Below are 25,112 nucleotides of genomic sequence, written 5' to 3' on the forward strand. Positions count from 1 at the left end.
TAGTCTGTTCCTTCACACTTACTTGACATGCAAAATGCACGCCCTTACGCAAAAGCCGGTCATTTTTTTCCCTGACTTTTGTCCGGATAACTATATTTAGAATTTTCAATATAAAGCCGAAAAGCAAGTTTATCCTATAATATAATTGGTTTCGTTATAAGTCCGGCTACGAAATAAAGAGAAAATCATCTAATTGTAGGGGGATTGAATGGTAAATCTTAGGGGGTATTTTTGTTAAATCGCGTAATTCGCAATAATTTAGTTCCAGGTTCCCCAAAACTGACAAAGGCTTACCGTTCACAAGAAATTACTCCACCCGGTAGGTGGTTTGGAAATTAGCCCGGTGCTTTTTCAGAAATTCGGATGGGTTGAGGTCAAATTGTTTGTGAAATTGTTCGCGAAAATATTTCAGATCGTTTATTCCTACCTGAAACGCTGCTTCATTAACATTACAGTTTGTACGGATCAACAATTCGGCAGCCTTACGTAGGCGAACAAAGCGTATAAAGTTGTTAATGGATTTACCGGTGGTTGACTTGATACGCTTAAATAACGTAGGATAACTCATCTTCATCATCCTGGCTAAGCTCTCTACGTCAAATGCAGGATCGGTAAGATGCGCCTCAATTATGCTGATACACTTATAAAGAAAATCCTTGTGTTCTTCCGAAACATTTTTAATAGTATTCTTGGAGGTTATCTCCTGGTAAAAGTAATTCTGCAACTCTTTTTTGCTGCGGAGCACACTTTTAACTTTTGCAAGCAAAACATCCTTTTCAAACGGCTTACTGATAAAATCTGCTGCACCTTCATTGATACTCTTCAACATCAACTCCGGCGTGGCATTTCCTGTAAGCAGTATGATGGGAATATGATTGGTCGCGTTATCGTCTTTAAGTATTTTGCACAGTTCAATACCGTTAAGTTCGCCCATCACTATATCACTAAGCACCAGATCAGGTAAGTTTACCTTGATTAATTTCAATCCGGCTTGCCCATCTTCCGATTCAATCACCCTGTATTCAGGCGTCAGGAGTTTTTTAATATAATTTCTGATCTGGTCATTGTCATCAATTACCAGGATGGTTTGTTTATCAGAAATTAGTAATTCCAGATTGTTACTCTCCTCCTCCGGAAGAATGTCTTTATTGTCATGATCGATTAATTCGTTTATGTGCGTTGGGGAAATAATTGTTTCATCGATTTGTTCTTCAGAGAAATGAGCATTGCCTTTAGGCAAACTCATGATAAAAGTTGTACCTCCCAGTTTGCTCGCATGGTAATAGATCTTGCCGAAGTGACTGTCAATAAAATTCTTAACCAAGTATAGGCCTATTCCAAATCCGGTTTTAGAATATTGCTTATCTTTTATTCTGAAAAATTTATCAAACAGCATTTCGCCGACATCAGCGCTAATGCCAATGCCACTATCTGCAATTTCGAAAAACACCTGAGTGCCATCGTCGTGCACCATTACCTGGATTTCGCCACCATCGGGGGTAAATTTTATAGCATTAGATATGAGATTAAAAAGTGCTATCTCAATTTTTTCGCGGTCGGCATAAACCTCCATCTGCTCATTGGAAACAACCAGCGTGTACTTAAGGTGCTTTATTTTTACCTGATGAGTAAAGCACATAAACACCTCATTACAGATAGTTACAAAATTCATTCTGGATACCCGGAGACTTGCGTTCTCTGTTTCGGTTTTGCGGAATAAAAGCAGGTGGTCTACAAGCCCCAATAATCGGCGGGCATTTCGATAAATGACATTAAGTTCGTCGTTTTGACCTTTGTTTTGGCTCAGCAGATCCTTTATTGGATTGATGATAAGCGTAAGCGGTGTGCGAAACTCATGAGAGACATTGGTAAAAAAGGAGAGCTTCTTCTCATTCAACTCTTTTTCGCGCTCCATATTCAGATTCGCAATCTGCACTTCATATCTGAGCTGCTGTTGGCGACTCCGGTATAACCAGAACCAATATAAAGTGGCGCCTCCAACGCCGATATACAGCAGATATGCCCACCAGGTTCGGTACCATGGCGGCAAAATGGTGATTTCGATAGTTAACTGCCCGGCCGACCACTTACCCTGCGTATCAGAAGCTTTGATATGCAGGCGGTAACTACCCTCATTTAAACGGGTATAATACGCCGTTTGCAATTTGCCAACCGAATTCCAACCATGATCCCAGCCTTCAAGATAATAGGCGTAATTTATTTTATCCGGCAATGAATATTCCAGTGCTGTATACTCAATCGCAATGGTAGCTTCGTTATAGGGTACAGTAATTTCCCTTAACTGTGCAATAGGTTTTCCATCGGTAAATTCACTACTCCCGTTTACGGTTGCATTGCCGATGCGAACATCGTTAATCCTCAATTTGGGACTTCTGGCTACAGACCTGATGCTATCCGGATCAAAAAGATTAAAGCCTGAAATGCCACCGAATAGCAACTCCCCGGACCTCAACTTTAATGCAGCGTTGTAATTAAACTGATTGCTTTGCAAACCATCAGATCCGTTATAATTTGTAAAAACGCGACGCTTAACATCAAGCCTCGACAGGCCATTATAAGTACTGCACCACAAATCGCCGTTGTTAGCCACCAACGTGTTTAGAACCGAATTGCCGGCCAAGCCATCCTTTTGCGTATAGCGTTCAAAACGGTGCGAGCTTAAATTAAACCGGAGCAGGCCACCTCCTTCTGTGCCAATCCACAGGCTGCTGCGATCACTTTGTGAGATGGCCCTTAAAGCGTACCCAACATTATACCGAGTAGTTGTTCGAGTGTTGGGGCTTATGCTAATCAAATCAGCATAGTCACCTGCCCAAAGCGTTCCGGCTGCATCTTCAAAAATGACATGTATATCCGTTAATGTGTTGTCATAAATCTCAAAACAGTCTTTTACCCGGTTGTACTTATATAACGCCCCGCCCCGTGTAGCGCCGGCCCACAAATTATGCTTCGAATCCTCAAACAGCTTCCACATGTTCTTTTCGGCTGCTTTACGTACTGGATTGTAACACGTGTAATGAATAAATGAATTTGTATTAGGATTAAAAGCATCAATGCCGCCGCTAAAACTTGCAACCCAAATGCGGTTGGTGTAATCCTTAACAACACTTACCACAAAATTACTTTGAAGGCTTTTTGGATCTGTACTATGTACAAAGTTTTGATAAGCATTTGTTTTCCGGTTCCAATAGCTCAAGCCGCCACCATCTGTACCTATCCATATATTCCGGCGTTCGTCTTCGCAAAATGATAGAATAAAATCGTTAACTACACTATTCTTGTTGAAAGGGTCATGGCGATACTGCTTAAAGTTTCCGTTGTCGGGTTCAACAATATTTACCCCACCCCTCAAAGTGGCAATCCATTTGCGCGACTCGTTATCCATATATACGGCACTTATTGCACCGCTCCGCAGCCTGCCCTGTTCCCTGCCGGGTGTAAGGTAAGTTAGCTTTTCTTGTTTAATATTGAGAATATTAATACCTCCACCATTTGTACTCACCCATAAATTTCCCTGACTATCATAATTAAGATCAGTTATGTTATAACTGGAAAGCTTGCCCAATGATGATTGATACCGGTGCAGAATGCCGTCTTTTTGGTCATAGTAGTAAAGCCCGTTTTCTGTACCGATCCAAACCTGGTTGTTAAACCTATCAAACAACATGCAGGTAGCCGAGCCTAAGTCGCGGTTTACAGGTTGTAAAACATTGTTCTTTTTATTTAGCCTGAAAAGGCCCTCATTAGCTACGAAAACAAAAAGCTGATCATCAGTATCTAAAGCTAAAGCCTGTACTGTATAAGTACTTCCATTTGCCCCTACTACTTTTTGGCAAACAGCATTTTTGCCGCGGTATAGCAGCAGCCCAAGTTTTTCGGCGCCGGCATATACCGTTCCATCTTTACCGCTCACCAGCGAATTGATGCTTGCCGTTACAGGCCTTTGCCCAATAGCTTGTGTAAAATAATATTGTAAAGGAGCAAACTTTGCTGAACGATAATCATAACGAAAAAGACCTTTTTGGGTACCTACAACAAGTTCACGTGTGTTGCCCGTTAAGGTAGTGATGTGATTGTTTCCGAGCGAGCTAACGTCTCCCCAACTGTTACGAAATATCTTAAATTTTTGGCCGTCGTATCGGTTCAGACCATCGTATGTTCCAAACCACATGTAGCCATAGTAATCCTTAAAAATGGCAGTAACAGAGTTGTTGGACAACCCTTTCTCGATACCTAAACAACGTACCTGCTCACTACCAAACGTAAAGTAGGAAGTGAAGAGCAGCATTAAAATACAGAATGAATACTTTTTGTAAAGTATGTTATTCATAATAGGAGGCAAATCGGTTATAAAAGGTATTTCAAATTTAATATTTTTAGTGTCCTTTTACTTAACCGGTACCAAAAATGTCAACCCGACAATTAAACAATTATTCGGTTGTCACTTTTATACTTACCTCAGATAATTTCTCAAAATATAGAAATTGCAGGTACCACCATGGCTTCAATCGCTACCGTACTGTTACAGCTTTTATACCCTCATGGGTAGGTGTAACAGGCTGGATGCTACCGTCGGCCTTAAAGGTAAGCCGGTCTATGCACACCTCGCGATTGTAACCGGCAGCACTGCCCATTTTTATACCAGTGGGATATGTAAAGCGATGATAAACAAGATACCATTCATCTTTGCCGGGAACTTGAATTACGGAGTTATGACCAGTTCCATAAATACCCTTTTCATCCAATTTAGAAATAACAATGTTATTCTCCGGTACAGTGATCTTGGAAAGGGGGCCCGACGACGTACCGTATCTTACTTTATAATTAACACTCCGCGTGTCATCTTCAGACCAAGTGAAATAATACTGGCCGTTGCGGTAAAAGACGTATGTTCCTTCTCTAAAAGTTCGGTCGGGTGTTAATATTACTGTGGTGCCCGCCTTTATAGAAATCATGTCGGCATTAAGTTCAGCTCCGGCGAGATAACCGTTTCCCCAATACAAATAACTTTTACCAGTCTGAGGGTCAGTGAAAACATCCGGATCAATCAGCTGGCCTCCCCTCGTTCCTTCAGGGCGATTTTCAACAAGAGGCTTACCGGTGTCTTTAAACGGTCCGGCGGGATCATCGGCTACCGCTACACCAATTTTCTGTGCTGCGGTGTAATAATAAAAGTACTTAAATTTCCCATCTATCTTTTTTTCAATAATGCAGGGTGCCCAGGCATTTCTTTTGGCCCAACTCACGTCCTTGTTCAGGTCTAAAATAACACCTTCATCTTTCCAGGTCACTAAGTCGGGCGATGAGAACGCCTTAAAGTAAGTACCACTCCATCCGGTAAACCCATCAGATGTGGGATAAAGATAAAATAGCCGGTTCTTTTCCGAATACATAATTTCCGGATCTGCAAAGTAACCGGGCAATACGGGGTTATGAAACTTTTTAAGGCTGACTTGATAAGTAACTGCCGGTGTGCTACCTATTTGTACCCGATAATTTAAGGTTCCCTTAGCCTCATTAACCGTCAACTTTTTAACGTTTAGGTCCGGCAGATTTAAGAAAGAGCCTTTAAATGCACTGGCAGTAATGTTATCATTTACTGGAACACTTACCATTTTGGCAGCCGTATCTAACACTAAGTTATTCGCTTTAATGCCAGGCCCCTTAAGGGTTGAAAATACATCATCGGTTGAAAACCATTTGTCCATCAGCGCTTCGGCTTCGGTTTTAGTAATGGGCATAACGGTACCATGCCGCGGGTGAAAATCCATAGATACCTGCTCATCAACAACAGTAAAATGCTCAAAATCTGTAGTTTTTGTAAACTGATATTTTCCTTTAGTGTAAATATCATACATTAATATATAGGTGTTGCTTCCGTTAAGCTTAAAAACACCAGCTCCTTCAACCGGGTCGGTAGTTTGTTGTATGCCTTGCTTAGCCAGCTGGTAACCCGTGGTAAGACTGTTGGAAACGGCAATGCCTAACCCTTTGGTGCTGCCTTCGGTTTTAAAAATTAAATGGTATTTGCCATCCTTTAAAATGATGTCTCCATCGATACAGGCGTTGCTGTCGGGATGAAAGAAAAGCTGGCGTGGTTCGGTTTCAAGACTGGTAAAATCTTTGTTTGCATAAGCGTAGTATATCTTGTCTCGTTCGTTCCCCTTGCGCATCGAAAAATAGATCATATACTTTTTATGTACCGGGTCATAAATAGTTTGCGGTGCCCACACCCTGTTAACTCCTTGAAATGCTTTGAAGGATTCGGGAATGTTGATTCGGCTTGTAGTCCACTTGATTAAATCTTTCGATTTCATCAGGACGATTCCACGGTTAGAATCCCAGCCTTTAGCCGACACCATGTCGGTTGCAACCATATAAAAACCTTTTTGATCATGAGTACGTAGGATATGAGGATCTCTTACACCGCCAGAAGCACTGATTTCGGTACTGCTTAAAACTGGCTGATTCCGGTTAAGGGATTTGAAATGATAGCCATCTTTACTAATGGCAAAGCGAATTTCCTCCCCCCCCTTTCCGTTGCCGGTAAAGTAAACGAACAGGTAAGCTTCAGGTTGGGGAACAGTATTGGCAACCGGCTTGGCGTTGAGCGGTACCAGGTACAAGAAATGTAGCGATAAGGATAGCACGAGGCTTGAGATAATGCTGATTCTGTTAAGATTCATTTACTTGTTTTATTGGTTGTAAGTGAGGATTGGATTTTCATTGATAGTATCAGTATTAATTATACCCATAATTTTCAATTTTGAGTAAGCCTGTTGAATAACAAAAACCGACACAAGCGTTTGGTTGCTTAATTCTCTTACTGCAGGTAATAAATCTCCCTCTTTTAGCTCGTGCCGCTTAAGCTTGGAAATAATCAAGTTTGTTAGCTGCAAATCTAAAGGAAGCAATGCCACGAAATTTGGTGTCCAGTTCAACATATTTAAAATCAGTCAATTAATGTGATTCTTTTAGTCTTTTTTAGATTACTGACAGTGAATGGAAAATTGTTTTGGCGCAATATACTTGGTTAAGTACTATTTTAAAGGGGAGTAATCTGTAAAAGAGCAGGGGTATTATTGTTAAAAGTATAAAATAGGCTTTAAACTGTAGCAACCAGCGCATACAGTTTCGAAAAGGCTACCGAATTTACTTGATGCAGATGGCAGCCTTGTTAATCCTAAAATGATCGGTATTTACATAATGATGCTTAGGATTAGTAAACAACCATTTTACTAATCCTAAAGCTCCGCATGCAAGAAAACCTATATGACATATATTTAATATACATCTAAAAATACCACACTACCAGTTATAATAGCACAATCAATAGTTAAATATGCTTATATAAAGAGAACCTATAACATTTATATAACGTAAAAGCTGTTATGAAAACCCCTAAAAAATTAGCTATTGCGTTATGGCTTGCGCTAGCTGTGCAAGCTTGTAAAAAAGAAGAGGCACAGGCGCCGCCGAATGCAACCGAAAACACCCAGTTTGAGGCAGCGTCTAAAACTACTGCTGCTGTTTCGTCAATTGACCCGCAGTTGCCGGCTACTACCGGATTTTTTATGGACAGTTGGCAAACTCGAACCTTTAATGTTGCCAGCTACCTAGATTTACAAAAACCCACCTATTCATCAGTTACGGTTACTGTTAACCCAAACCAGGTAGTTAGCAAGGTTCCAAGTTACATTTATGGCAACAACGCTAATGCATATATGGGGCCTATGGTTAACGAGCCTGTACTACTTAATCATGTTACTAACTTAGCTCCCCGTATAATACGTGTTCCGGGTGGTAGCTTTTCTGATACTTACTTCTGGAACCGTTCTCCCGAGCAAAAGCCTACTGATGTTCCGGATCAGTTATATGATCCATCAGGCAACGTAATACCAGCCGGTGGTTACTGGTATGGCCGTAACACTGGCACCTGGACCTGTACTCTTGACAATTACTACCAAATGCTGCAAACCACCCGCAGCACCGGCCTTATCACAGTAAATTATGGCTACGCACGTTATGGCACCAGTGCACACCCGGTACAAATTGCAGCACATTTAGCCGCCGATTGGGTACGCTATGATAAAGGCCGTACCAAATATTGGGAAGTGGGTAACGAATGTTTTGGCAATTGGGAAGCAGGTTTTATTATTGATGTTACTAAAAACAAAGACGGACAACCCAAAATCATTACCGGGCAACTATATGGTAAGCATTTTAAAGTTTTTGCCGACTCGATGCGCAAAGCTGCCGCCGAGATTGGCTCTACGATTAAAATTGGTGCCGTAATGATTGACCGCAGTGAGGCCAGCGGAGAAGAAGTGAGTAATTGGAACGAAGGCGTTTTAGCCGCCGCCGGTAATGCTCCTGACTACTACTCGGTGCACAACTATTACACGCCTTATGCGCAAAACTCCACGCCCTCAATTATTTTAAACTCAGCCGCGACCGTAACACGTGACATTATGGACTGGATGAAAACCAGTGCAGCAAAGGCGGGCGTGATACAAAAGCCGGTTGCTTTAACCGAGTGGAATATTTTTGCCGAAGGCTCAAAACAAATGATATCTAACATATCGGGCCTGCATTCGGCACTGGTTTTAGGCGAGCTCATTAAAAACCAATACGGTGTTGCCTGCCGCTGGGACTTAGCCAATAACGGCGCCCAAGGTGGTAACGACATGGGAATGCTTAATGCCAAAGCTGCCAACACCGCAGCCGATCCTAAATGGAATCCGCGTCCGGCGTTCTATTATATGTACTATTTCCAAAATTTTTTTGGTGACCGCATGGTAGCTTCAACCGTACAAGGAAATACAGATGTAGTAAGTTATGCCTCTACTTTTTCATCAGGCCAGGTAGGCATTGTACTGGTTAACAAAAGCAACAAGGGGCAGGCTGTTACCATAAATACTAACAATTATACGCCCGGCGCATATTACTACTACTACACGCTACAGGGCGGAACTGATGATCCAAATTTTTCCCGTAAAGTGTATGTAAATGGCGCAACTACAGCCGGCGCCGAAGGCGGACCTTTAAGCTACGCCTATCTCCCACCGTACCGTTCAGCCACACAAGGTGGTATTAAGGTTTGGCTGCCGGCTTATGGCGCCGTATTTAGTATAGTAAGTAAACCATAACTTTCCATACTTATAAAACAAAGACCGCTAATGTGTAATCTGCCGATGATACATTAGCGGTCTTTGCTTAGCGGCCAACTAACTGACCGCTACACAATCTTAAACAGAAAAGAGGAAGCCGTCATATACTTTCCGCCTTGCGAGGTGGTGAACAGGTAGGTGGGCTTACCATTCTGGAAAAGCAACTGCGGCCGCTCAAATCTCCCATATTTTTTGAGGTATGATGGTGGTGGAGGCTGCCCAATATGGTAATGTGCGGCATCATAATATGCAACCTGGGGCTCATTCCACTTCTTTCCGTCTTTCGACTGCATCAGCAGGCCGTACTCATGGTTAAATATTCCCATATCCCGGGCCAGCATGTTTATTCTATCTTTATCCATCCAAACAAAAGCATCTTCCAATTGAGCATTGTTAGGGCGCGATGAAAAGTCGATAACCGGATTGTGTTCATACTTAACATATGGGCCTTCTAAGTTACGGGATATAGCCAGGCCATATTTTCGGTTACCGCGTACCAGCGGGTCTTTAGAAGTTTCATATTCAGCCGTGTTCCATGATTTGTAATACAACCAGTACTCTCCGTTAGTTTGCTTTATAAAAGCCGGGTTAGTTGTACAATGGTCATCCCAGGCACCGGCGGGGCCGGCTTCAAGTAGCGGTTGGTCCGGCCGCTTCCAGGGGCCGTTCAACGTTGGGGCCGTGGCTAAACCAATGCGTTTAGTGTTGGTTTTTCCGTTAGAGTTGCCCATAAAAAACAGGCAATACTTACCATCTACAAACTTTATAGACGGATTATGACAGGTGGTGGCATCCCAATGGCCAGGGCCGCGCGGCGCTAAAACAACGTCCACAAATTTAAATTCTGCCTCTGGGCCATCAGCCACCGCATGGCAAATTTCAGAACCGTTTATCCAACCACCCATCTTTTTAGTTGCAACCCAGCGCGAAAAGAAAATATGAATCTTTCCATCAGGCCCTTCAATAGGGCTGTTGCACCAAACGTAGTAGCCTTCCATCTCCAGCCTGCGGCCAACCGGAACCAGGTGTTTGGCAAAGTCTGATTCCTTACCATCTTCAGCAAAAACAAAATCGGGCATAAAGGCCAGTGCTGCTGATGTCAGCCCCAGCCCTTGTATAAATTTTCTTCTCTGCATAGTTTTTAATCATCAAAGCCACCCCAGTTACCTTAGAGTGGCTTTGATATCTTTTAAAGTTAAATTAATATCCCGGATTTTGCGTGTATAGTCCAGGTGTGACATTCAACTCTGCTTGTGGAACCGGATAAATGATGTAATTATTATTAAACGGAGCTATACTGTTAGATACATCTTCTTTAGCATCCCATGCTGGTATAACCGTTGTTACCAGGCCACTTCTTACCAAATCATGCCAACGCAGCCCTTCTGCGGCAAATTCACGGCGGCGTTCTTCCATTAATTGCGGTATTGTAGTTCCGGTAACAGGAGTTGTTAAACCGGCCCTGCTCCGAACCTGGTTCATAATTAAATCCACATCAGCTTGTGAACCTGACGCACCCCTTAAAATACATTCAGCTTTTAACATCAAAACGTCTGTATAGCGCATTACGATGTAGTTAATTGGCCAGTCGACACGGTTGTTCGGTACCTTGCTAATATCTAAATACTTTTTAAAGAACGGACGGCTTTCAGTTCCGATACCCGGTGCGGTATAACCGGCAGTATATATGTTAAACGGCTTGCGTATATCATTGGTAGCATAAGTGTTTACCAGGTCTGTTGATACCGGACGTATTAACAAGCCACCCTGAACCGCTTTACCTATGGAAGTAAAATAAGTATCGGGTACCAGCAGCCAAGCAAAAGTACTTCCTACCACAGGGTTTGATAGTGTTGAATACTCTACGTTAAACACAACTTCGGCATTGTTCTCATTGCTATAAGAAAAGATATCGGCATACGAAGTAAGGAAATTAAAGCGTTTGCTATTAATCACCTCGTTCAGTAAATCGAGCGCAACCTGCCAGTCGTTAGTGGCTAAGCCCGGGCCATCAATATTATAAGTAGGTCCAGAACGGGTCATGTACACTAACGCCATAATACCTTTAGCTGCCCACTTTGTGGCGCGGCCTTTATCTGCAGCGGCTGTATAGGTGTCAGGCAAATTATCAGCAGCAAACTTCAAATCGGCGAGTATAAAATTGTAAACTGCTGCAACGCCGCTGCGCGGTATCGTTGTTGCTTCTGCCGAATTATAAACCTTATCAGCAATAGGCACTTTGCCAAACCATCTTACCAAATCAAAATAAAAGAAAGCCCTCAGGAAACGTGCTTCTGCTGTTAACCTGGTTTTTAGATTTGCATCAGTTATTACGTTTCCGTTAGTTTCCAGCTTATTTAAAACGGTGTTTGCTCGGTAAATGCCGTTAAAATTAGTGTTCCACGCTTCCTGAATATAAGGGTTACCAGAGATGGTACGGGCAAAGTTGTTAATCGGCTCCCAATCCCGCGGCCCGTCGGCAACGGCATATAAGTTATCTGAGCGTGTTTCCGACAAATTCAGCATCCGGTCGGGGTACGTACGCAAGTCAGCGTAAACCGCATTCACGGCCTGTAAAAAATCGTTGTTCGATGCAAAAAAGGTTTCAGTAGTTGCCGTTGAAATGGGCGTTTGATTGAGTTCCTTTTTGCAACCAACGCTAAATGTGAATGCAAGCGCTACTATATATATTAATTTATTTTTCATGATAATTTTCTTAATTGTTAGAAACCAAAGTTTAAACCAAACACCAGTGATTTAACTAATGGCAAACCACCATAATCTCCAGCCTCTGGGTAGGTATCGCTTCCGCTTAAATTGGTGTTGTTAGCCTCGGGGTTTAAGCCGCCGTAGTATTTATCATGTCCGAAGAAGTTCTCTGCTGTAATATAGATACGGGCCGATGAAATAAACTTGGCCTTTTTAATCACATTGTTTAAGTTATAACCTAATGTAATGTTACGTACCCTCCAGTAATCTGATGAGTAAAGCCAGTCGGTATTAGCTATACGGCCAAAAGTTGAGTAAGCTTTACTTACCCTGCCTTCGCCCGGGTTTGATGGTGAGCGCCACCTGTTTTCATAAAATGCCGGGGTATTATCTGTGAAACCCTGGCCAGTACGGGTTAATGCGCGCCCGAGCAGTGAATAGATCGAACCACCGTTCTGTCCCTGAACTAAAACGCTCAAGTCGAAATTTTTGTATTTAAAGCTGTTAGTAAAACCCCAAATCCATTTTGGATTAGGCTGACCAACAATTACACGGTCGTTAGCGTCTATTACACCATCGCCATTGGCATCAAAGTATTTGGGGTCACCCACTGTTTCTTTTGTAGAGCCCTGATATACCGGATAATTATTGGCAATATCTTGCTGTGATAAAATACCTATTTGCTTAACTACATAAATGCTGTATAGCGGTTGACCTACCTGCAAAATACTATGCTCGATATCAAAGCTTGATGGAATAAGCAGCTGGCTTTGCCCGCTGGCCAATGCTGTTACCTTGTTGCTGTTATGACTTACGTTTACAGATGTGCTCCAGGTAAATACGCCGCGTGAAAAGTTTTGCGAGGTTAATTCAATTTCAAGTCCTTTGTTTCTAACTGAGCCGGCATTCATAAGCGTTGACGTAAAACCCGATAAGGCATGAGTTGGAACGTTCAACAAAAGATCTGTATTATCTTTAATGTAGTAGTCAACCGAACCAGTTAAACGATTCTTAAAAAAGCCGAAGTCAATTCCCACATCATGGGTTTTCGATTTTTCCCATCTTAGGTCGGCAGCAGGGTTATTAGAACTGTTTTGGCCGATTGCTGAGGCTCCGTTAAAGGAGTAGTTATACAAACCAATTTGCGATATGGCCGAATAATTACCAATGTTATAATTACCACCCTCACCATAGCTATAACGTAATTTCAAATCACTAAGCGCGGTCAGTTTTTTGGCAAAGTTTTCTTCTGTAACTCTCCATCCTACTGAGGCAGATGGGAAATAGCCATACTTGTTGTTCTCGGCAAATCTCGATGAACCGTCACGACGTATACTGGCAGAAAATAAATATTTACTCCTGAACGAGTACTGCGCCCTGGCAAACATAGACTCAAGCGTGTTTTTATTAGCACTGGAGCCACCTGTTATAGCATTAGCCGCACTAAGTGTCTGTATTACGGAGCTTGAAAATCCGTTAGAGGATGACATTGTTGACAGATCATTACGATCGGCTGTAAATGAATAACCTGCTAATAAGTTTAAGTTGTGGTTCTTGCTTATGGTAGCATTATAATTTAGCGTATTTTCATTTACAAATGTTTGATGACGGAAGGTGTTGTATGTTCCGCTGGTTAACGTTGTAGTTTGTGCTAAGCGCGCTGTTAACGAACTCGCATTGATATACGGCACGTATGAGCTCGACGTGTTATCAGTATTGTCAAGGTTTAACGTTGTTCTGAAAACCAAGTTTTTCAGGATGTTAACCTCCGCATATATGGTTCCCAAAGTACGGTAGCGCTTGGTTTCTCCTATGTTGTTTTCTAATTTAGAAATTGGGCTGTTGGTTGATACACTCCAGTTGTATTGCGGAAACAAACCCGAATTGGCATACCTGCCTGCATTAGCTTCCTGTACAGGAGTCATGCTCAAGATTTGGTGAAAGATATTGTCTTTACCTTCAACCCCCGGATCGTGGGCTATAGAATAAGAAGGTGATATATTTATACCAAACTTAAACACCTTGCTTGCTGTAACGTCAACATTGGCTCTTAAAGAGTATGCTTTATAATCAAGCCCTCTTAGTATGCCATTTTGATCATTAAACGCGCCCGAAACGAAGTATTTCACATTTTCGGTACCGCCACTTGCTGTTAATTGATGACTTTGTACCAGCGCTTTGCGGTAAGCCTCTTTTTGCCAGTCAACAAAGGTTAATCCCGGATGCCCTGGTTGCGCCCAGCGGTCATCAAGCATGTAGGCAGTGTTAAATTGGCCTGCTTGAATTTGACTGGAGGCTGCTAACGTTGTGTTAATGAGTTGACGGCGCTGCTCATACGTATCAGTTACTTTAGCACCGATAGAACCATAGTTATTTACATAAGCACCGTTTATCATTTCGGTAGCACGATCAATCCATCCCTGCCCATCTAACATATTTAATCCCCTTGTTTTGTCGTTATAGCCGGCAAAAGCGTTGTAAGTAATTACGGGTTTGCCAATTTTACCACGGCGGGTAGTAATCAATACAACACCGTTGGATGCACGTGAACCATAGATGGCAGCCGCAGCAGCGTCCTTTAGCACCTCTATCGACTCTATATCGGCAGGGTTGATGTTATCTAAAGGGTTACCGGTAGCAAAGTTGCCCGAACCATTCGGTGCGGCAGGAGTTAGCGGAAAACCATCAACTACGTACAAGGGCTCGTTACCAGCCGAGATAGAACCGGTACCTCTAACCTGCACACTAAATGCTTTACCCGGTACACCTGTGGTTTGCCTTACGGTTACACCAGCAATTTGACCAACCAATGCCTGGTCAACGCGGGTAACTGGCCTTTCTGGTATATTGCCTGCTTTTAAACTGGATACAGAACCGGTAACATCACCCCGCTTTTGTGTACCGTACCCTATAACCACAACATCGGTAAGTTGCTTGGTATTCCGGGCAAATTTGATGTCAACCACCGGGTTGTCACCAACGGTAGCTTCCTGATCGGTATAGCCCAGCAGTTTAAAAACCAATACATCACCTTTAGTGGCTCTGATGCTATATTTGCCGTTCACATCAACTGATGTGCCGCCCGCCTTATTCCTTATAGTAACGGTAGTACCAGGTACCGTTTCACCATTCTCATCTGTTACTGTACCTGTAACGGTAACTTGTTGGGCTAATACTGTTCCTATGCTCAAAATGCTAATCAATAGCAGTAGGCATAGCCTTTTGCCAATAGGCAAATACTGTAATTGTCGTATCATAAATTCAAAAATAGTTTAAGGCTGCAATTGATAAACAGCGCTCGTAATTGGTTCGGGTCAATATTAATCAATTCGGAAATCTGTAGTGTCCTGAACTGTCCTGAATGTAACTTTCTTATTACGCTTACGGTTCATTGTTATTGCATTTTCTTTTAAATAAATGTTTAAAACTCAGATTGATCACCTATTAACCTTAACAACAGTCCATATTACCTTTTCTTTAAACTTTATAGTCGGTACACAAGTACTTCGTTAAAACATTAAAAACTCACTATTGGTAATCGCATTGGCTTAACAAAACTTACCGCACTATCACTTGTTAGTGAATTAGATTATTCTCTGAAGCGCATCATGCACCCATACAAGTTCTTTTTTTAATAACATGGATATTTTTAAGCACAAGTGGGTAAAAATAGCGCTCGGTACACTACTCATTATTATAACTATTTTCTTGGTAGCAGGCTTTGTGTTAACCCTGTGCTTTAAACCTATCCTAAAAGACAAAATCAATAATGCACTTCGTAGAGGTTCGGATGGTTTGTACCATGCCAATTTTGATGATGCAAGTTTGAATTTACTGTTAGGGCGAGTTGTTCTTCATCATGCAAGCCTTATACCCGATACGGCGGCTTTTAACTGGCAAAAACAGTTAGGCACAGCGCCCGATAAGCTCTATCACGTTAGAGTGGACAGGCTGGTAATCAACAACGCACATCTGCTAAAGCTTTACTTTAAAAAGCAGCTCGATATTGGAACGATAGTATTAGATGCGCCTGAGATACGGGTAGCGCAATACCCCTTTTTAACGCCTAAAAACAAGCCCAAAGACAATCGCACTGTTTACCAGCGCATGGCGGGTTCACTAAAAATGCTGCATATAGGCCAGATTGTTTTTAGCAACGTAAAACTGCGCTATGAAAATTACACCAATAAACAACCCGCAGTTAACGCCTTTAAAGAACTCGACTTTAAAGCAACCGATTTGTTGATTGACTCGGCTACACAATTTGATAAAAGCCGCTTCCTGTTTTGCAGAGAGGTAAGTGTACAACTCCATAATTATCGTGGCCGGGCAGCTAAGGCACTATACGGTTATGAGGTTAAGCGCATTACTTATTCCACCCGTACCAAGCAGCTCCAGATCAATGGTCTATCACTACTTCCGCTACAAACGCCGGCCAGCTTTTTCCAAAAAACTTATTCAGACCGCTTTGTGCTGCGTGTTAAAAGCTTACAGTTTAATAATTTCGATTTCGAGACTTTTAATAAGAACCAAACCATAAAGGCATCCAGCGCCAGTTTATCATCCGGATATATACAGGTTTACAGTAACCCACGCACCGATCCCAAAAGCTTTAAGTTAGATAAGTCGATCACCTTTCCTAACAAAACTGTTCAGCAGCTACCCGTTAAGCTTAAAATTGATACCCTTAAGCTGTCAGGATACGAAGTCTATTATAAAGAATACAACCCTAAAACCAAGCGCACCGGGTATATTACCTTTAACCGGATAAACGGACGCATGTATAATGTAACCACCGATTCGGCAGCCATAGCTAAAAACCATCTCTGGAAGGCTAACCTAAGGGCAAGCTTTATGAACCGCGCCCCCATGGCGGTAAACTTCATATTTAATTTGAAGGATAGCTTATACGCTTACAGTTACCGGGGATGGGCAGGCCCGCTTAACCTGCAGGCAGTTAATGTAGCCACTGTTCCACTTTCATCCATCAAGATTGAATCGGGCCGGTTAAAACGCATGGACTTCAACATACAGGGCAACCGTAAACAGGCACAAGGGAAAGTGACCTTACTGTACAACGACTTGAAAGTACAGCTACTTAAGGCTGACACGGCCAGCCTCAAAATGCGCAAGTTAGCCTTGGTTTCACTAATTGCCAACACGCTGATCTTAAAAGATAATAACCCGGATAAGCCTGACCAACAGCCACGTTCGGTAGATGTAATTTATCTACGACCTAAAAATTACCCTTTCTTTCAAACACTGTGGCGTACACTGTTAGTGGGTATAAAAAAGTGTGCTGGTCTTGATACTAAAACCCAACGGGACGCCGATTTAAAACTCTCGGAAAAAGAAAAGAAGGAGTTTTTTAAAAAGAAGAAAAAGGAAGCCGAAAAGAAAGAGAAGGCGGAAAAGGACAGGCAAAAGGAGCTGGATAAGCAAAAGAAAAAGGCTCGAGAAAAGGCTGAAGAGCAGCAGAAAAAAGCAAATCAATAAGTTTGCCTGTTAATCTTGCGTTTAAACAGGAAATGTATTATTGCAGTTCATATAACTGATATACTTATGAAGGTAAGATTTTTTATGCAATTGCTTTTGCTGCTAACTCTTGTTACAGGTATGCTACATGCCCAAACGCTAACCGTTGCTACTTATAATTTAAGGTTTGATAATCCGCGCGATACGGGTAACCTGTGGGTAAACCGCGCGCCGGTGGTTGCGGCACTCATACGCTTTCATAACTTTGATATTTTTGGGACCCAAGAGGCCCTGAAGAACCAGCTGGACGATGTTGCTACTGCCTTGCCGCAATACCAGCGCTACGGTGTGGGTCGTGATGACGGTAGCGACAAGGGCGAACACTCCGCCATATTTTTTAGGAAAGATAAATTTAAGCTGCTGAACAAAGGCGATTTTTGGTTATCGCAAACGCCCGAAAAACCATCACTGGGTTGGGATGCCACCTGCTGTAACCGCATATGCTCATGGGTATATCTACAGGATGTTACGTCGAAAAAGAGATTCTATTTTTTTAACGTGCATTATGATCACCAGGGCATGGTGGCGCGTGAGGAAAGCAGTAAACTTATACTGCAAAAGATAAAAGCTATAGCCGGCAGTGCCACTGCTATATTAACTGGTGATTTTAATGGCGATCATAACAGCAGCTGGTACAAGCGCATTGCTACATCTGATTTATTGAAAGATACTTATCAGCAGGTTAAATACCCTTACTTTAACAACGGCTCATTTAACGGCTTCGGCGCATCACTTAAAAACAATGAGATCATTGACCACATATTTACTACGGTTAACGTTTTGGTTAATCGCTGGGGGGTAATTACAGATAGCTACCACGGTAAATTTCCTTCAGACCACTTTCCGGTAATGGCAGAGATCACTTTCAAATAATCCAAACTGCAAAGAGCCCTTGCGTTAACGCAGGGGCTCTTTGCTTGTGATAAGGTATGGGTAAAAGCAACTTATTCGAAGCGCAAGGTAACACGGCCGTTTGAAGCGTGGGCCTGTACCAGGGTACCACCCCCATTTAACTTACCTTCAATGCGATCTGTCTCCGTACTGCCCTGAAACTTGCCACTTATGCTGGCATTTACCCGGTCGCCTTTCAAATCCAGATCCAAACCATTTTTGGGTGGCATTTTCAGGTCGATGCTGCCGGCACTGGTATTTAATTTCACATATTTTCCAACCTCGCTCATCTGCACCCGCAGGCTACCTGCACTGGTTGATGCCTCAATACTGCAGGCCATTTCTGTAAGGTTTATACTACCACCTGATGTACTTGTTATAAGCTCTCCTTTAACGCCGCTGCCTGTTACGCTGCCGCCGCTTGTAGTAGCATTTATAGTTCCGTTAAGTTGATTTAGTTTGAGGGAGCCGCCGCTGGTTACCAATGTGATAATACCGTCACAGTTGTTGGCTGTGATACTGCCACCGCTGGTTGTGAGATCAATTTCTTGTTTAGCATCCTCTACCTGTATGCTGCCGCCACTGGTACGGCCTTTTATTTTACCGCTTACACTGGCTATGTGAAGGCTGCCACCGCTGGTGGCAAAGTTTTGATCGCCGGCCAGATTGGCAAGCCTTATACTACCGCCACTGGTGGTTAAATTAGTAGCTACTTGTACCGGTACAAATATTTTAAAAGAAATACTTACCGACTTACGCCAGTCGATGTTACCGAATTTAGATTTGGCTGTAGCATGCAGTTCATGATCTTTGTCGGTTATTTCGAGTGTATAATTATCGTCGAGACGCTGTTTGAGTTCTTCTGTGTTGATGTTTTTATCATTATTGTTAGGACTCACATATACTTCAATGCGTGCCTGTGAGGCTTCGACACCGCTAACACTAATGCTGCCACCAGAGGTACGCACAAATGCTTCTTTAATGGCTGCCTGCGATAACGACTTGGTTAAGTAAGGCTCAGTATTCCATTTGTTTTGTGCCAGCGCAGCTACACTGCTCATGGCCATAAGAATGATAAGGGTATATTTTTTCATGATACTTTGATTTAACGGTTATTCAAGTGTCTGTGTTATTTCGTGTAATTTAAACAGTTAAATTTAGTACCAAACAAGCAAATATCTAAAAATCAATCTCTTGCAACGCTGATTAAATAACTAATTGTTCGTATCTGCAACAATCATCGTTCGGTTATGATACAGCTTCAGGCATAAAAAAGGCGCTTATACAATTGTATAAGCGCCTTTTTTATAAATATATAATGCGGTTTACTTCTTCTTTTTCTTGTTTAACGAAGCCCATACTACTACGGCCAGTATAGCGCCGGTTGCCACTTTTTGAATCAGTGCTTTGCGGTTGTACTTCCACTCGGCCCCCCAACCTTTTTCGGCAAAAATATTCGGAACGTGACCCCGTTTCAAGTCATCAATTACACCCTCTACCACATTTACGCGGTCGGCCAATAATAACGGTAACCAGTGTCCGTAACTTGACTCACTGTACTTAAACGCGTAGCGGCGAATGGCTCCGCTTAAACCCGATGGAGGCGCTACAGTACCAAACACAGCAGTTACGTTAGGACGCTCGTTTGAATGAAGAATCTCTACCGTGACCGGTTGTAACGGCGGACGTACCCAATTGATACGTTTATGATCGTCGCCCGTATATTTTTTCATTGGGTAAGTTGGCTCGTTCTTCGGATCGGCATCAATACCCCAACCTTTTATGTGTGAAAAATCTTTTTCTGTGCTTTCCATAATAAATCTCCTTTAAACTCTGGCTGATGGTGGAATTAAAATTGGTTTGATACAATTATCCAGCTTGGCCGAAAATATATGATACGCATCGGCAACCTCCTCTAAAGGTATGCGATGTGTGATAATCTCTTTCGGGTTTAAGCGGCCTGCTTGTATGTGCTCAATCAGCCTTGGCAATAAGCGTTTTACCGATGCCTGGTTAGCCCTAATGGTGATGCCTTTGTTAACCACGTTACCGATGGGCACCAGGTTATCTGTTGGGCCATAAACACCCACTATTGATACAATGCCGCCCTTTTTTACCGAGTTTATAGCCCAGTGCAGCGCCGTGGCCGAACCTGCCTGCAGCATTAGTTTACGGCCTGTAATGGTTTGCATAGCGCTACCTGCAGCATCGCCGCCTACGGCGTCAATACAAACATCGGCGCCCAGCCAATCGGTAGTTTTTTTAAGGAAAAGAACCGGGTCTTCAAGAGATTTAAAATTATAAGCCTCGCATTGTGCATACTGTCTAACAAAGTCAAGGCGGTACTCCAGGTGGTCTATCACTATAACACGTGCTGCGCCAAACAGCCATGCACATTTAGCAGCCATAATCCCTACCGGGCCGGCGCCAAATACAACAACCGTATCGCCGGTTTTAATGCCACCCATTTCGGCGGCCTGATAACCTGTTGGCACTACGTCGGTGAGCAGCACGGCATCATCCGGATCCATATCGGCCGGGATAACCGTTGGGCCAACGTCAGCATAAGGTACACGTACATACTCAGCCTGGCCCCCGTCAAAACCACCTGCTGTGTGCGAGTAGCCAAATATCCCCCCTACAGCTGTAGCCATAGGATTCGATTCATGACAATTACCGTATAACTCCTGTTTACAAAAAGCACAAGTACCGCAGGCAATATTAAACGGAACCAGCACATGATCGCCTACCTTAAGCTTTTCAACACCAGGGCCAATTTGCTCCACAATGCCAATAAACTCGTGGCCAAACGTGGTACCAACCCGGGTATCTGGTACTAAACCATGGTACAAGTGTAGGTCTGATCCGCAAATACACGAACGGGTTACACGAACAATCGCATCGCTTGGGTGCAAAATTTCGGGGTAGGGTTTTTGTTCTGCACGTACCCTGAACGGTCCGCGGTAATTCATTGCCAACATAGGTATCTATTTCCTTTCTTTTTTTAGATTAAACTTGTGGTTAATCTAAATAACCTAACAGATAACTTATTGTTTAATTATTATCATAATAAATCATTATGCTTTACAAATGCATAATTTATTAACCCAACAAAAAAAGCATCCAACCCTGCCGCTCGTAAACATCATATATGGGGGGGGTGAAAGATGATTCGCAAAACGCAAGAATAATTACTCTTCGGTCTTGCGGTGCTTAATGATCAGCCTGCCACTTTTTATCATTTGCTTCTCACGGGCCGAAAATGCTTCACGACCGCCAAAGTCCTGTACCCAATATTTATCATATTCGGCAATGCCTATCTCACGTAAGTCAGGGTTCATCGGGTTGCCGCAATGTCCGGGGCTTTTAAACCAGCCGTCGGTAACTTCTGCTATGCTTTGCTGGCCTTTGGCAATATTTTCGGCAATAGCGTAGCTCTTATAACCATCGTAAGTGTACCCGGCAGCCATAATACGGTCTTCTATAGTACGGCCATCCTTACTGGTATGGCTAAAATAATCGCGCTTACTCATGTCGCGGGCATGTGCACGGGCAGCATCGGCCAGTTCGTTGTTCCAGGTGAGCGGCGGGGCAGGTCGCATATAATTGGTGCCGCATTTGCACCCCTCCTGCCTAACCTTATTTATGCGAGACAAAAACTCATTTTTAAATGAATTACTCTCCCACTCAGGGTTGATAACCGGTGTATGGAATATGCCCAGCATTAAGCTGGCAGATATAGCAATGGTATTAATTACAAGTTTAAACATATCTATAATTTTAGACTTTCGCCAAAAAGCAAAGTTTAATTAACCGTTAATTAACTTAAATCTAATTATCCCCCTTTTAACTAAAATTTCTTCTAAATATCATATTACTATACTTTAAAAAATATGTTAAAATAACGTAACATAACAGGTAGGTTTGACGTCTAAGATATTACAAATCAACCTTATATCTTACTTCAAGTATCATGTTCACTATTAATAATATCATTATTGGTTTTGCGGCAATAGGTATGGTAGGTATTATTGCCATTACTGTTTACTTAAGCCGTCAGCACAAAAAGGTAAATCATATTATGAAGCTAAACAAAAATGTAGCGCCTTTATTGTTGCAGCAATCTGCGCATCACAAGTTTAACGCCATACGTTCCAAATTACCACATGCTGCAGAAGAGCATCACCAAAAAATTAAAACGAACCTTGATACGCTTGTAACCCAGTACCGCAATCAAACCATTTGCATAAAAACGTACAACCAAGGTTTAGATCAATTAATGAAGCAGCTAAACGCCAAATAACTTCATTTCAAGTAACCTTAAATTTCACATGCTTTTTTGCCAATAATAGTTATTATTGCAAAAAAGCATTTTTTATGTCTGATGATGCACTCATAAAGCGGCTCAAGGTAATTGTAAAAGACCACGGCGGGCAACTGGCCCTGGCCAGGGCTATTGAAGTTGACCAGGGCTTTATCAGTAAGGTGATCAATAAAAAACAGGAGATTAGCTATTATCTTATACGTAAACTGTGCTTTCAACTCAAATACTCACCCGAGTGGTTAATATTGGGTAGCGGTGAGAAGAAAATCACCAAAGCAGAATCGCCCAAGCTTATCACCGAAATACAAATGCTGCGTACAGAGGTTGACATACTTCACGCCCGCATGCGCGCTTATGAACTGCAATTAAATGACCTGCGCGAAAATACCCTTACTCACCCGCAACAAGCAGGGTAAATAAGCCACGTTATACGGCCCAACCCGTAAATTATTTGTTTATTTGCCGCCTCTAATTATGGTAAGTTTTTTCGAGGCTTCTCTTCAGGATATTTCGGTACACCACGTAGGTAACCCATTGCAGGATGAACGCTATGCGCTTTCTGATGCACCGCTGGCATTAAAGGATGATATTATTCCGCGCTTGCTGATGCAGTATTTCTTAACACCATTTGAGAAAACCAACGAAGTGTACCATCTCATGCATCCCGGCGATGATTTACACCTGAATGAGATTTACCACTATTGCACCGATATGTTTGCCGACGAAAGTCGCTTTCATGAACTATCGCAGCAAATTGCCAAGCACCTGTACAGCGTATCAGGCCATCCTAAAATTAAGGCAGGCGAGGTTTACATAGGCTACTTTAGCAACATACAAATAGAAGGAGAACAACTGGATGCCGTAGGCATTTTTAAATCGGAAACGAAAGAAACCTTTTTAAAGGTTTACCCCCAGGAAGGTGGTTTTGGACTGGATTACGAAGAGAACGCTATTAACATTAACAAGCTTGACAAAGGCTGCCTTATTATTAACACGCAAAAAGAAGAAGGCTACAAAGTTGTGGTAATTGACCAAACCAACCGAAGCCAGGAAGCCGTATACTGGAAAGATGATTTTTTGAAGCTTAAGATACGTAACGACAACTTTAACCAAACCAATAACACGCTAAGCATCTATAAAAATTTTGTTACCCAAAAACTGGACGACGAGTTTGAGATGAGCAAGGCTGATAAGATTGATTTGCTAAACCGCTCGATGAAGTATTTTAAAGAGAAAGACACTTTTGAGCTGGACGAATTTACGGGCGAAGTATTGGGTAACAATGAGGCTATTGAATCGTTCAAAAACTACAAGAACCAGTACGAGCAAGAATTTGAAACCAAAATACCCGACACTTTTGAGATATCTGACAATGCCGTTAAAAAGCAGGCGCGAGTATATAAAAGCGTTTTAAAGCTCGATAAAAACTTTCACATTTATATTCATGGCAATAAAGAGCTTATTGAAAAAGGCTTCGACGATGATAAGGCCATGAACTATTATAAGGTATATTTTAAGGAAGAACAGTAATGGGTATCTAAACAATTCCTGACTTACAGCTATTATTTAATAAATAGCAGGCTATGCAGGAAAGATTTGACGAGGTAAACGGTTTAAGGCTACATGTTTTACACGAAGGCGAGATCAGCGCACCGATCATCATTTTTCTTCACGGTTTCCCGGAGTTTAGCTTGGCCTGGCAAAAGCAGGTTTCTTTTTTTGCGCAGCACGGCTTTTACGCCCTGGCACCCGACCAACGGGGCTACAACCTGAGCAGCAAGCCCAAAGGCGTTAAAGCCTATGTTATTGACAACTTAGTAGCCGATATAGCCGCCTGGATTAAGCAGCTTACACCTAATAAAGTGATATTAGCCGCCCACGACTGGGGTGGCGGCGTAGCCTGGGCACTGGCCCTAAAACACCCTGAGCTTTTAGAAAAATTGGTGATTATGAACATGCCGCACCTGGCAGTAATGAAAAAGCACTTGCGTACTAACCCTAAGCAAATGTTAAAAAGCTGGTATGCAGCATTTTTTCAACTACCGGTTGTGCCCGAACTGGTTTGCCGCATGTGGGATTATCGTTTTTTGGTGAACGCGATGATGAAATCGGCTAACCCGAAAACATTTACCCGCACAAAAATGCAGCAGTACAAACAAGCCTGGAGCGAGCCCAACGCTTTAACCAGCATGTTAAACTGGTACCGGGCATTTTTGTATGATATATTAAAAAAATACCCAAAGGTAACCGTACCTACACTCATTATATGGGGAAAGAAAGACGCTACCTTAAACGCGCAAATGGCCCATGATAGCCTAGCTATGTGCAGACAAGGTAAACTGGTTATGCTTAATAATGCTACCCACTGGCTTCACCACGAAATGCCCGACAGGGTTAACCAGATCATACTGGACTTTGCTAAGGAAGAACTGGTGTAGGTTTGTGCGTTAACGAGGTTATCA

The 25,112-nt window shown here is 42.5% G+C and carries 17 protein-coding genes; 7 read left to right on the forward strand and 10 right to left on the reverse strand.

Features of this window, described 5'->3' with window-relative positions:
• Nucleotides 1–307: 307 nt before the first annotated feature.
• The 3 genes from ABDD95_RS14105 to ABDD95_RS14115 form a co-directional block, all read right to left on the reverse strand.
• Complete coding sequence (locus ABDD95_RS14105; protein WP_345947978.1) at nucleotides 308–4,351, reverse strand: two-component regulator propeller domain-containing protein; 4,044 nt, start codon at nucleotides 4,349–4,351, stop codon at nucleotides 308–310.
• A gap of 181 nt (nucleotides 4,352–4,532) precedes the next feature.
• The gene (locus ABDD95_RS14110) at nucleotides 4,533–6,707 is read right to left on the reverse strand and encodes a family 43 glycosylhydrolase (protein WP_345947979.1); all 2,175 of its coding nucleotides are present in this window, start codon (nucleotides 6,705–6,707) and stop codon (nucleotides 4,533–4,535) included.
• 9 nt (nucleotides 6,708–6,716) lie between these two features.
• Nucleotides 6,717–6,965 carry a GntR family transcriptional regulator gene (locus tag ABDD95_RS14115; protein WP_345947980.1) on the reverse strand — a complete coding sequence of 83 codons (249 nt, stop codon included), beginning with the start codon at nucleotides 6,963–6,965 and terminating at the stop codon, nucleotides 6,717–6,719.
• Between the two features lie 447 nt (nucleotides 6,966–7,412).
• On the opposite strand from ABDD95_RS14115, the gene ABDD95_RS14120 reads away from it, so the two are divergent.
• Nucleotides 7,413–9,170 (forward strand): alpha-L-arabinofuranosidase, encoded by a 1,758-nt coding sequence (locus ABDD95_RS14120; RefSeq protein WP_345947981.1) that lies wholly within the window; start codon nucleotides 7,413–7,415, stop codon nucleotides 9,168–9,170.
• A gap of 89 nt (nucleotides 9,171–9,259) precedes the next feature.
• On the opposite strand, the gene ABDD95_RS14125 is transcribed toward ABDD95_RS14120, so the two are convergent.
• From ABDD95_RS14125 to ABDD95_RS14135, 3 genes are all read right to left on the reverse strand, one after another.
• A complete protein-coding gene (locus ABDD95_RS14125; RefSeq protein ID WP_345947982.1) occupies nucleotides 9,260–10,327 on the reverse strand; it encodes a glycoside hydrolase family protein in 1,068 nt (355 codons plus the stop codon).
• Nucleotides 10,328–10,391: 64 nt separating this feature from the next.
• Nucleotides 10,392–11,897 carry a RagB/SusD family nutrient uptake outer membrane protein gene (locus tag ABDD95_RS14130; RefSeq protein ID WP_345947983.1) on the reverse strand — a complete coding sequence of 502 codons (1,506 nt, stop codon included), beginning with the start codon at nucleotides 11,895–11,897 and terminating at the stop codon, nucleotides 10,392–10,394.
• A gap of 17 nt (nucleotides 11,898–11,914) precedes the next feature.
• Entirely contained in the window at nucleotides 11,915–15,157 is a 3,243-nt protein-coding gene (locus ABDD95_RS14135; protein ID WP_345947984.1) for a TonB-dependent receptor, read from the reverse strand.
• 382 nt (nucleotides 15,158–15,539) lie between these two features.
• On the opposite strand from ABDD95_RS14135, the gene ABDD95_RS14140 reads away from it, so the two are divergent.
• Together ABDD95_RS14140 and ABDD95_RS14145 are read left to right on the forward strand one after the other, a co-directional pair.
• Nucleotides 15,540–17,396, forward strand: coding sequence for a hypothetical protein (locus ABDD95_RS14140; protein ID WP_345947985.1), 1,857 nt, complete (start codon nucleotides 15,540–15,542; stop codon nucleotides 17,394–17,396).
• A 66-nt stretch (nucleotides 17,397–17,462) separates the two neighbouring features.
• Complete coding sequence (locus tag ABDD95_RS14145; RefSeq protein WP_345947986.1) at nucleotides 17,463–18,308, forward strand: endonuclease/exonuclease/phosphatase family protein; 846 nt, start codon at nucleotides 17,463–17,465, stop codon at nucleotides 18,306–18,308.
• 71 nt (nucleotides 18,309–18,379) lie between these two features.
• Here the strand turns inward: ABDD95_RS14145 and ABDD95_RS14150 are convergent, their stop codons facing one another.
• The 4 genes from ABDD95_RS14150 to ABDD95_RS14165 form a co-directional block, all read right to left on the reverse strand.
• Complete coding sequence (locus ABDD95_RS14150; RefSeq protein WP_345947987.1) at nucleotides 18,380–19,420, reverse strand: DUF4097 family beta strand repeat-containing protein; 1,041 nt, start codon at nucleotides 19,418–19,420, stop codon at nucleotides 18,380–18,382.
• 231 nt (nucleotides 19,421–19,651) lie between these two features.
• Nucleotides 19,652–20,140: a hypothetical protein gene (locus tag ABDD95_RS14155; protein ID WP_345947988.1), complete on the reverse strand. Its 489-nt coding sequence runs from the start codon at nucleotides 20,138–20,140 to the stop codon at nucleotides 19,652–19,654.
• Between the two features lie 12 nt (nucleotides 20,141–20,152).
• Nucleotides 20,153–21,298, reverse strand: coding sequence for a zinc-dependent alcohol dehydrogenase (locus tag ABDD95_RS14160; protein ID WP_345947989.1), 1,146 nt, complete (start codon nucleotides 21,296–21,298; stop codon nucleotides 20,153–20,155).
• 219 nt (nucleotides 21,299–21,517) lie between these two features.
• On the reverse strand, nucleotides 21,518–22,096 hold the full coding sequence (locus ABDD95_RS14165) for a CAP domain-containing protein (RefSeq protein ID WP_345947990.1): 579 nt from the start codon (nucleotides 22,094–22,096) through the stop codon (nucleotides 21,518–21,520).
• Nucleotides 22,097–22,299: 203 nt separating this feature from the next.
• Here ABDD95_RS14165 and ABDD95_RS14170 point away from each other — a divergent pair, with 203 nt between their 5' ends.
• From ABDD95_RS14170 to ABDD95_RS14185, 4 genes are all read left to right on the forward strand, one after another.
• On the forward strand, nucleotides 22,300–22,629 hold the full coding sequence (locus ABDD95_RS14170) for a hypothetical protein (protein WP_345947991.1): 330 nt from the start codon (nucleotides 22,300–22,302) through the stop codon (nucleotides 22,627–22,629).
• Between the two features lie 74 nt (nucleotides 22,630–22,703).
• Nucleotides 22,704–23,066: a helix-turn-helix transcriptional regulator gene (locus tag ABDD95_RS14175; protein ID WP_345947992.1), complete on the forward strand. Its 363-nt coding sequence runs from the start codon at nucleotides 22,704–22,706 to the stop codon at nucleotides 23,064–23,066.
• 58 nt (nucleotides 23,067–23,124) lie between these two features.
• Nucleotides 23,125–24,180 (forward strand): nucleoid-associated protein, encoded by a 1,056-nt coding sequence (locus ABDD95_RS14180; protein ID WP_345947993.1) that lies wholly within the window; start codon nucleotides 23,125–23,127, stop codon nucleotides 24,178–24,180.
• Nucleotides 24,181–24,233: 53 nt separating this feature from the next.
• On the forward strand, nucleotides 24,234–25,088 hold the full coding sequence (locus ABDD95_RS14185; RefSeq protein ID WP_345947994.1) for an alpha/beta hydrolase: 855 nt from the start codon (nucleotides 24,234–24,236) through the stop codon (nucleotides 25,086–25,088).
• Nucleotides 25,089–25,112: the final 24 nt, after the last annotated feature.

This window comes from Mucilaginibacter sp. PAMB04274, from assembly GCF_039634385.2.
GTDB lineage: Bacteria > Bacteroidota > Bacteroidia > Sphingobacteriales > Sphingobacteriaceae > Mucilaginibacter.

What these genes read in the sequence shown, in the direction of transcription:
- ABDD95_RS14115 (WP_345947980.1), bottom strand. Translation starts at nt 6,965, where the DNA reads ATGTTGAACTGGACACCAAATTTCGTGGCATTGCTTCCTTTAGATTTG.
- ABDD95_RS14185 (WP_345947994.1), top strand. Translation starts at nt 24,234, where the DNA reads ATGCAGGAAAGATTTGACGAGGTAAACGGTTTAAGGCTACATGTTTTA.
- ABDD95_RS14145 (WP_345947986.1), top strand. Translation starts at nt 17,463, where the DNA reads ATGAAGGTAAGATTTTTTATGCAATTGCTTTTGCTGCTAACTCTTGTT.
- ABDD95_RS14180 (WP_345947993.1), top strand. Translation starts at nt 23,125, where the DNA reads ATGGTAAGTTTTTTCGAGGCTTCTCTTCAGGATATTTCGGTACACCAC.
- ABDD95_RS14120 (WP_345947981.1), top strand. Translation starts at nt 7,413, where the DNA reads ATGAAAACCCCTAAAAAATTAGCTATTGCGTTATGGCTTGCGCTAGCT.
- ABDD95_RS14105 (WP_345947978.1), bottom strand. Translation starts at nt 4,351, where the DNA reads ATGAATAACATACTTTACAAAAAGTATTCATTCTGTATTTTAATGCTG.
- ABDD95_RS14130 (WP_345947983.1), bottom strand. Translation starts at nt 11,897, where the DNA reads ATGAAAAATAAATTAATATATATAGTAGCGCTTGCATTCACATTTAGC.
- ABDD95_RS14165 (WP_345947990.1), bottom strand. Translation starts at nt 22,096, where the DNA reads ATGTTTAAACTTGTAATTAATACCATTGCTATATCTGCCAGCTTAATG.
- ABDD95_RS14140 (WP_345947985.1), top strand. Translation starts at nt 15,540, where the DNA reads ATGGATATTTTTAAGCACAAGTGGGTAAAAATAGCGCTCGGTACACTA.
- ABDD95_RS14155 (WP_345947988.1), bottom strand. Translation starts at nt 20,140, where the DNA reads ATGGAAAGCACAGAAAAAGATTTTTCACACATAAAAGGTTGGGGTATT.
- ABDD95_RS14125 (WP_345947982.1), bottom strand. Translation starts at nt 10,327, where the DNA reads ATGCAGAGAAGAAAATTTATACAAGGGCTGGGGCTGACATCAGCAGCA.
- ABDD95_RS14135 (WP_345947984.1), bottom strand. Translation starts at nt 15,157, where the DNA reads ATGATACGACAATTACAGTATTTGCCTATTGGCAAAAGGCTATGCCTA.
- ABDD95_RS14110 (WP_345947979.1), bottom strand. Translation starts at nt 6,707, where the DNA reads ATGAATCTTAACAGAATCAGCATTATCTCAAGCCTCGTGCTATCCTTA.
- ABDD95_RS14170 (WP_345947991.1), top strand. Translation starts at nt 22,300, where the DNA reads ATGTTCACTATTAATAATATCATTATTGGTTTTGCGGCAATAGGTATG.
- ABDD95_RS14160 (WP_345947989.1), bottom strand. Translation starts at nt 21,298, where the DNA reads ATGAATTACCGCGGACCGTTCAGGGTACGTGCAGAACAAAAACCCTAC.
- ABDD95_RS14150 (WP_345947987.1), bottom strand. Translation starts at nt 19,420, where the DNA reads ATGAAAAAATATACCCTTATCATTCTTATGGCCATGAGCAGTGTAGCT.
- ABDD95_RS14175 (WP_345947992.1), top strand. Translation starts at nt 22,704, where the DNA reads ATGTCTGATGATGCACTCATAAAGCGGCTCAAGGTAATTGTAAAAGAC.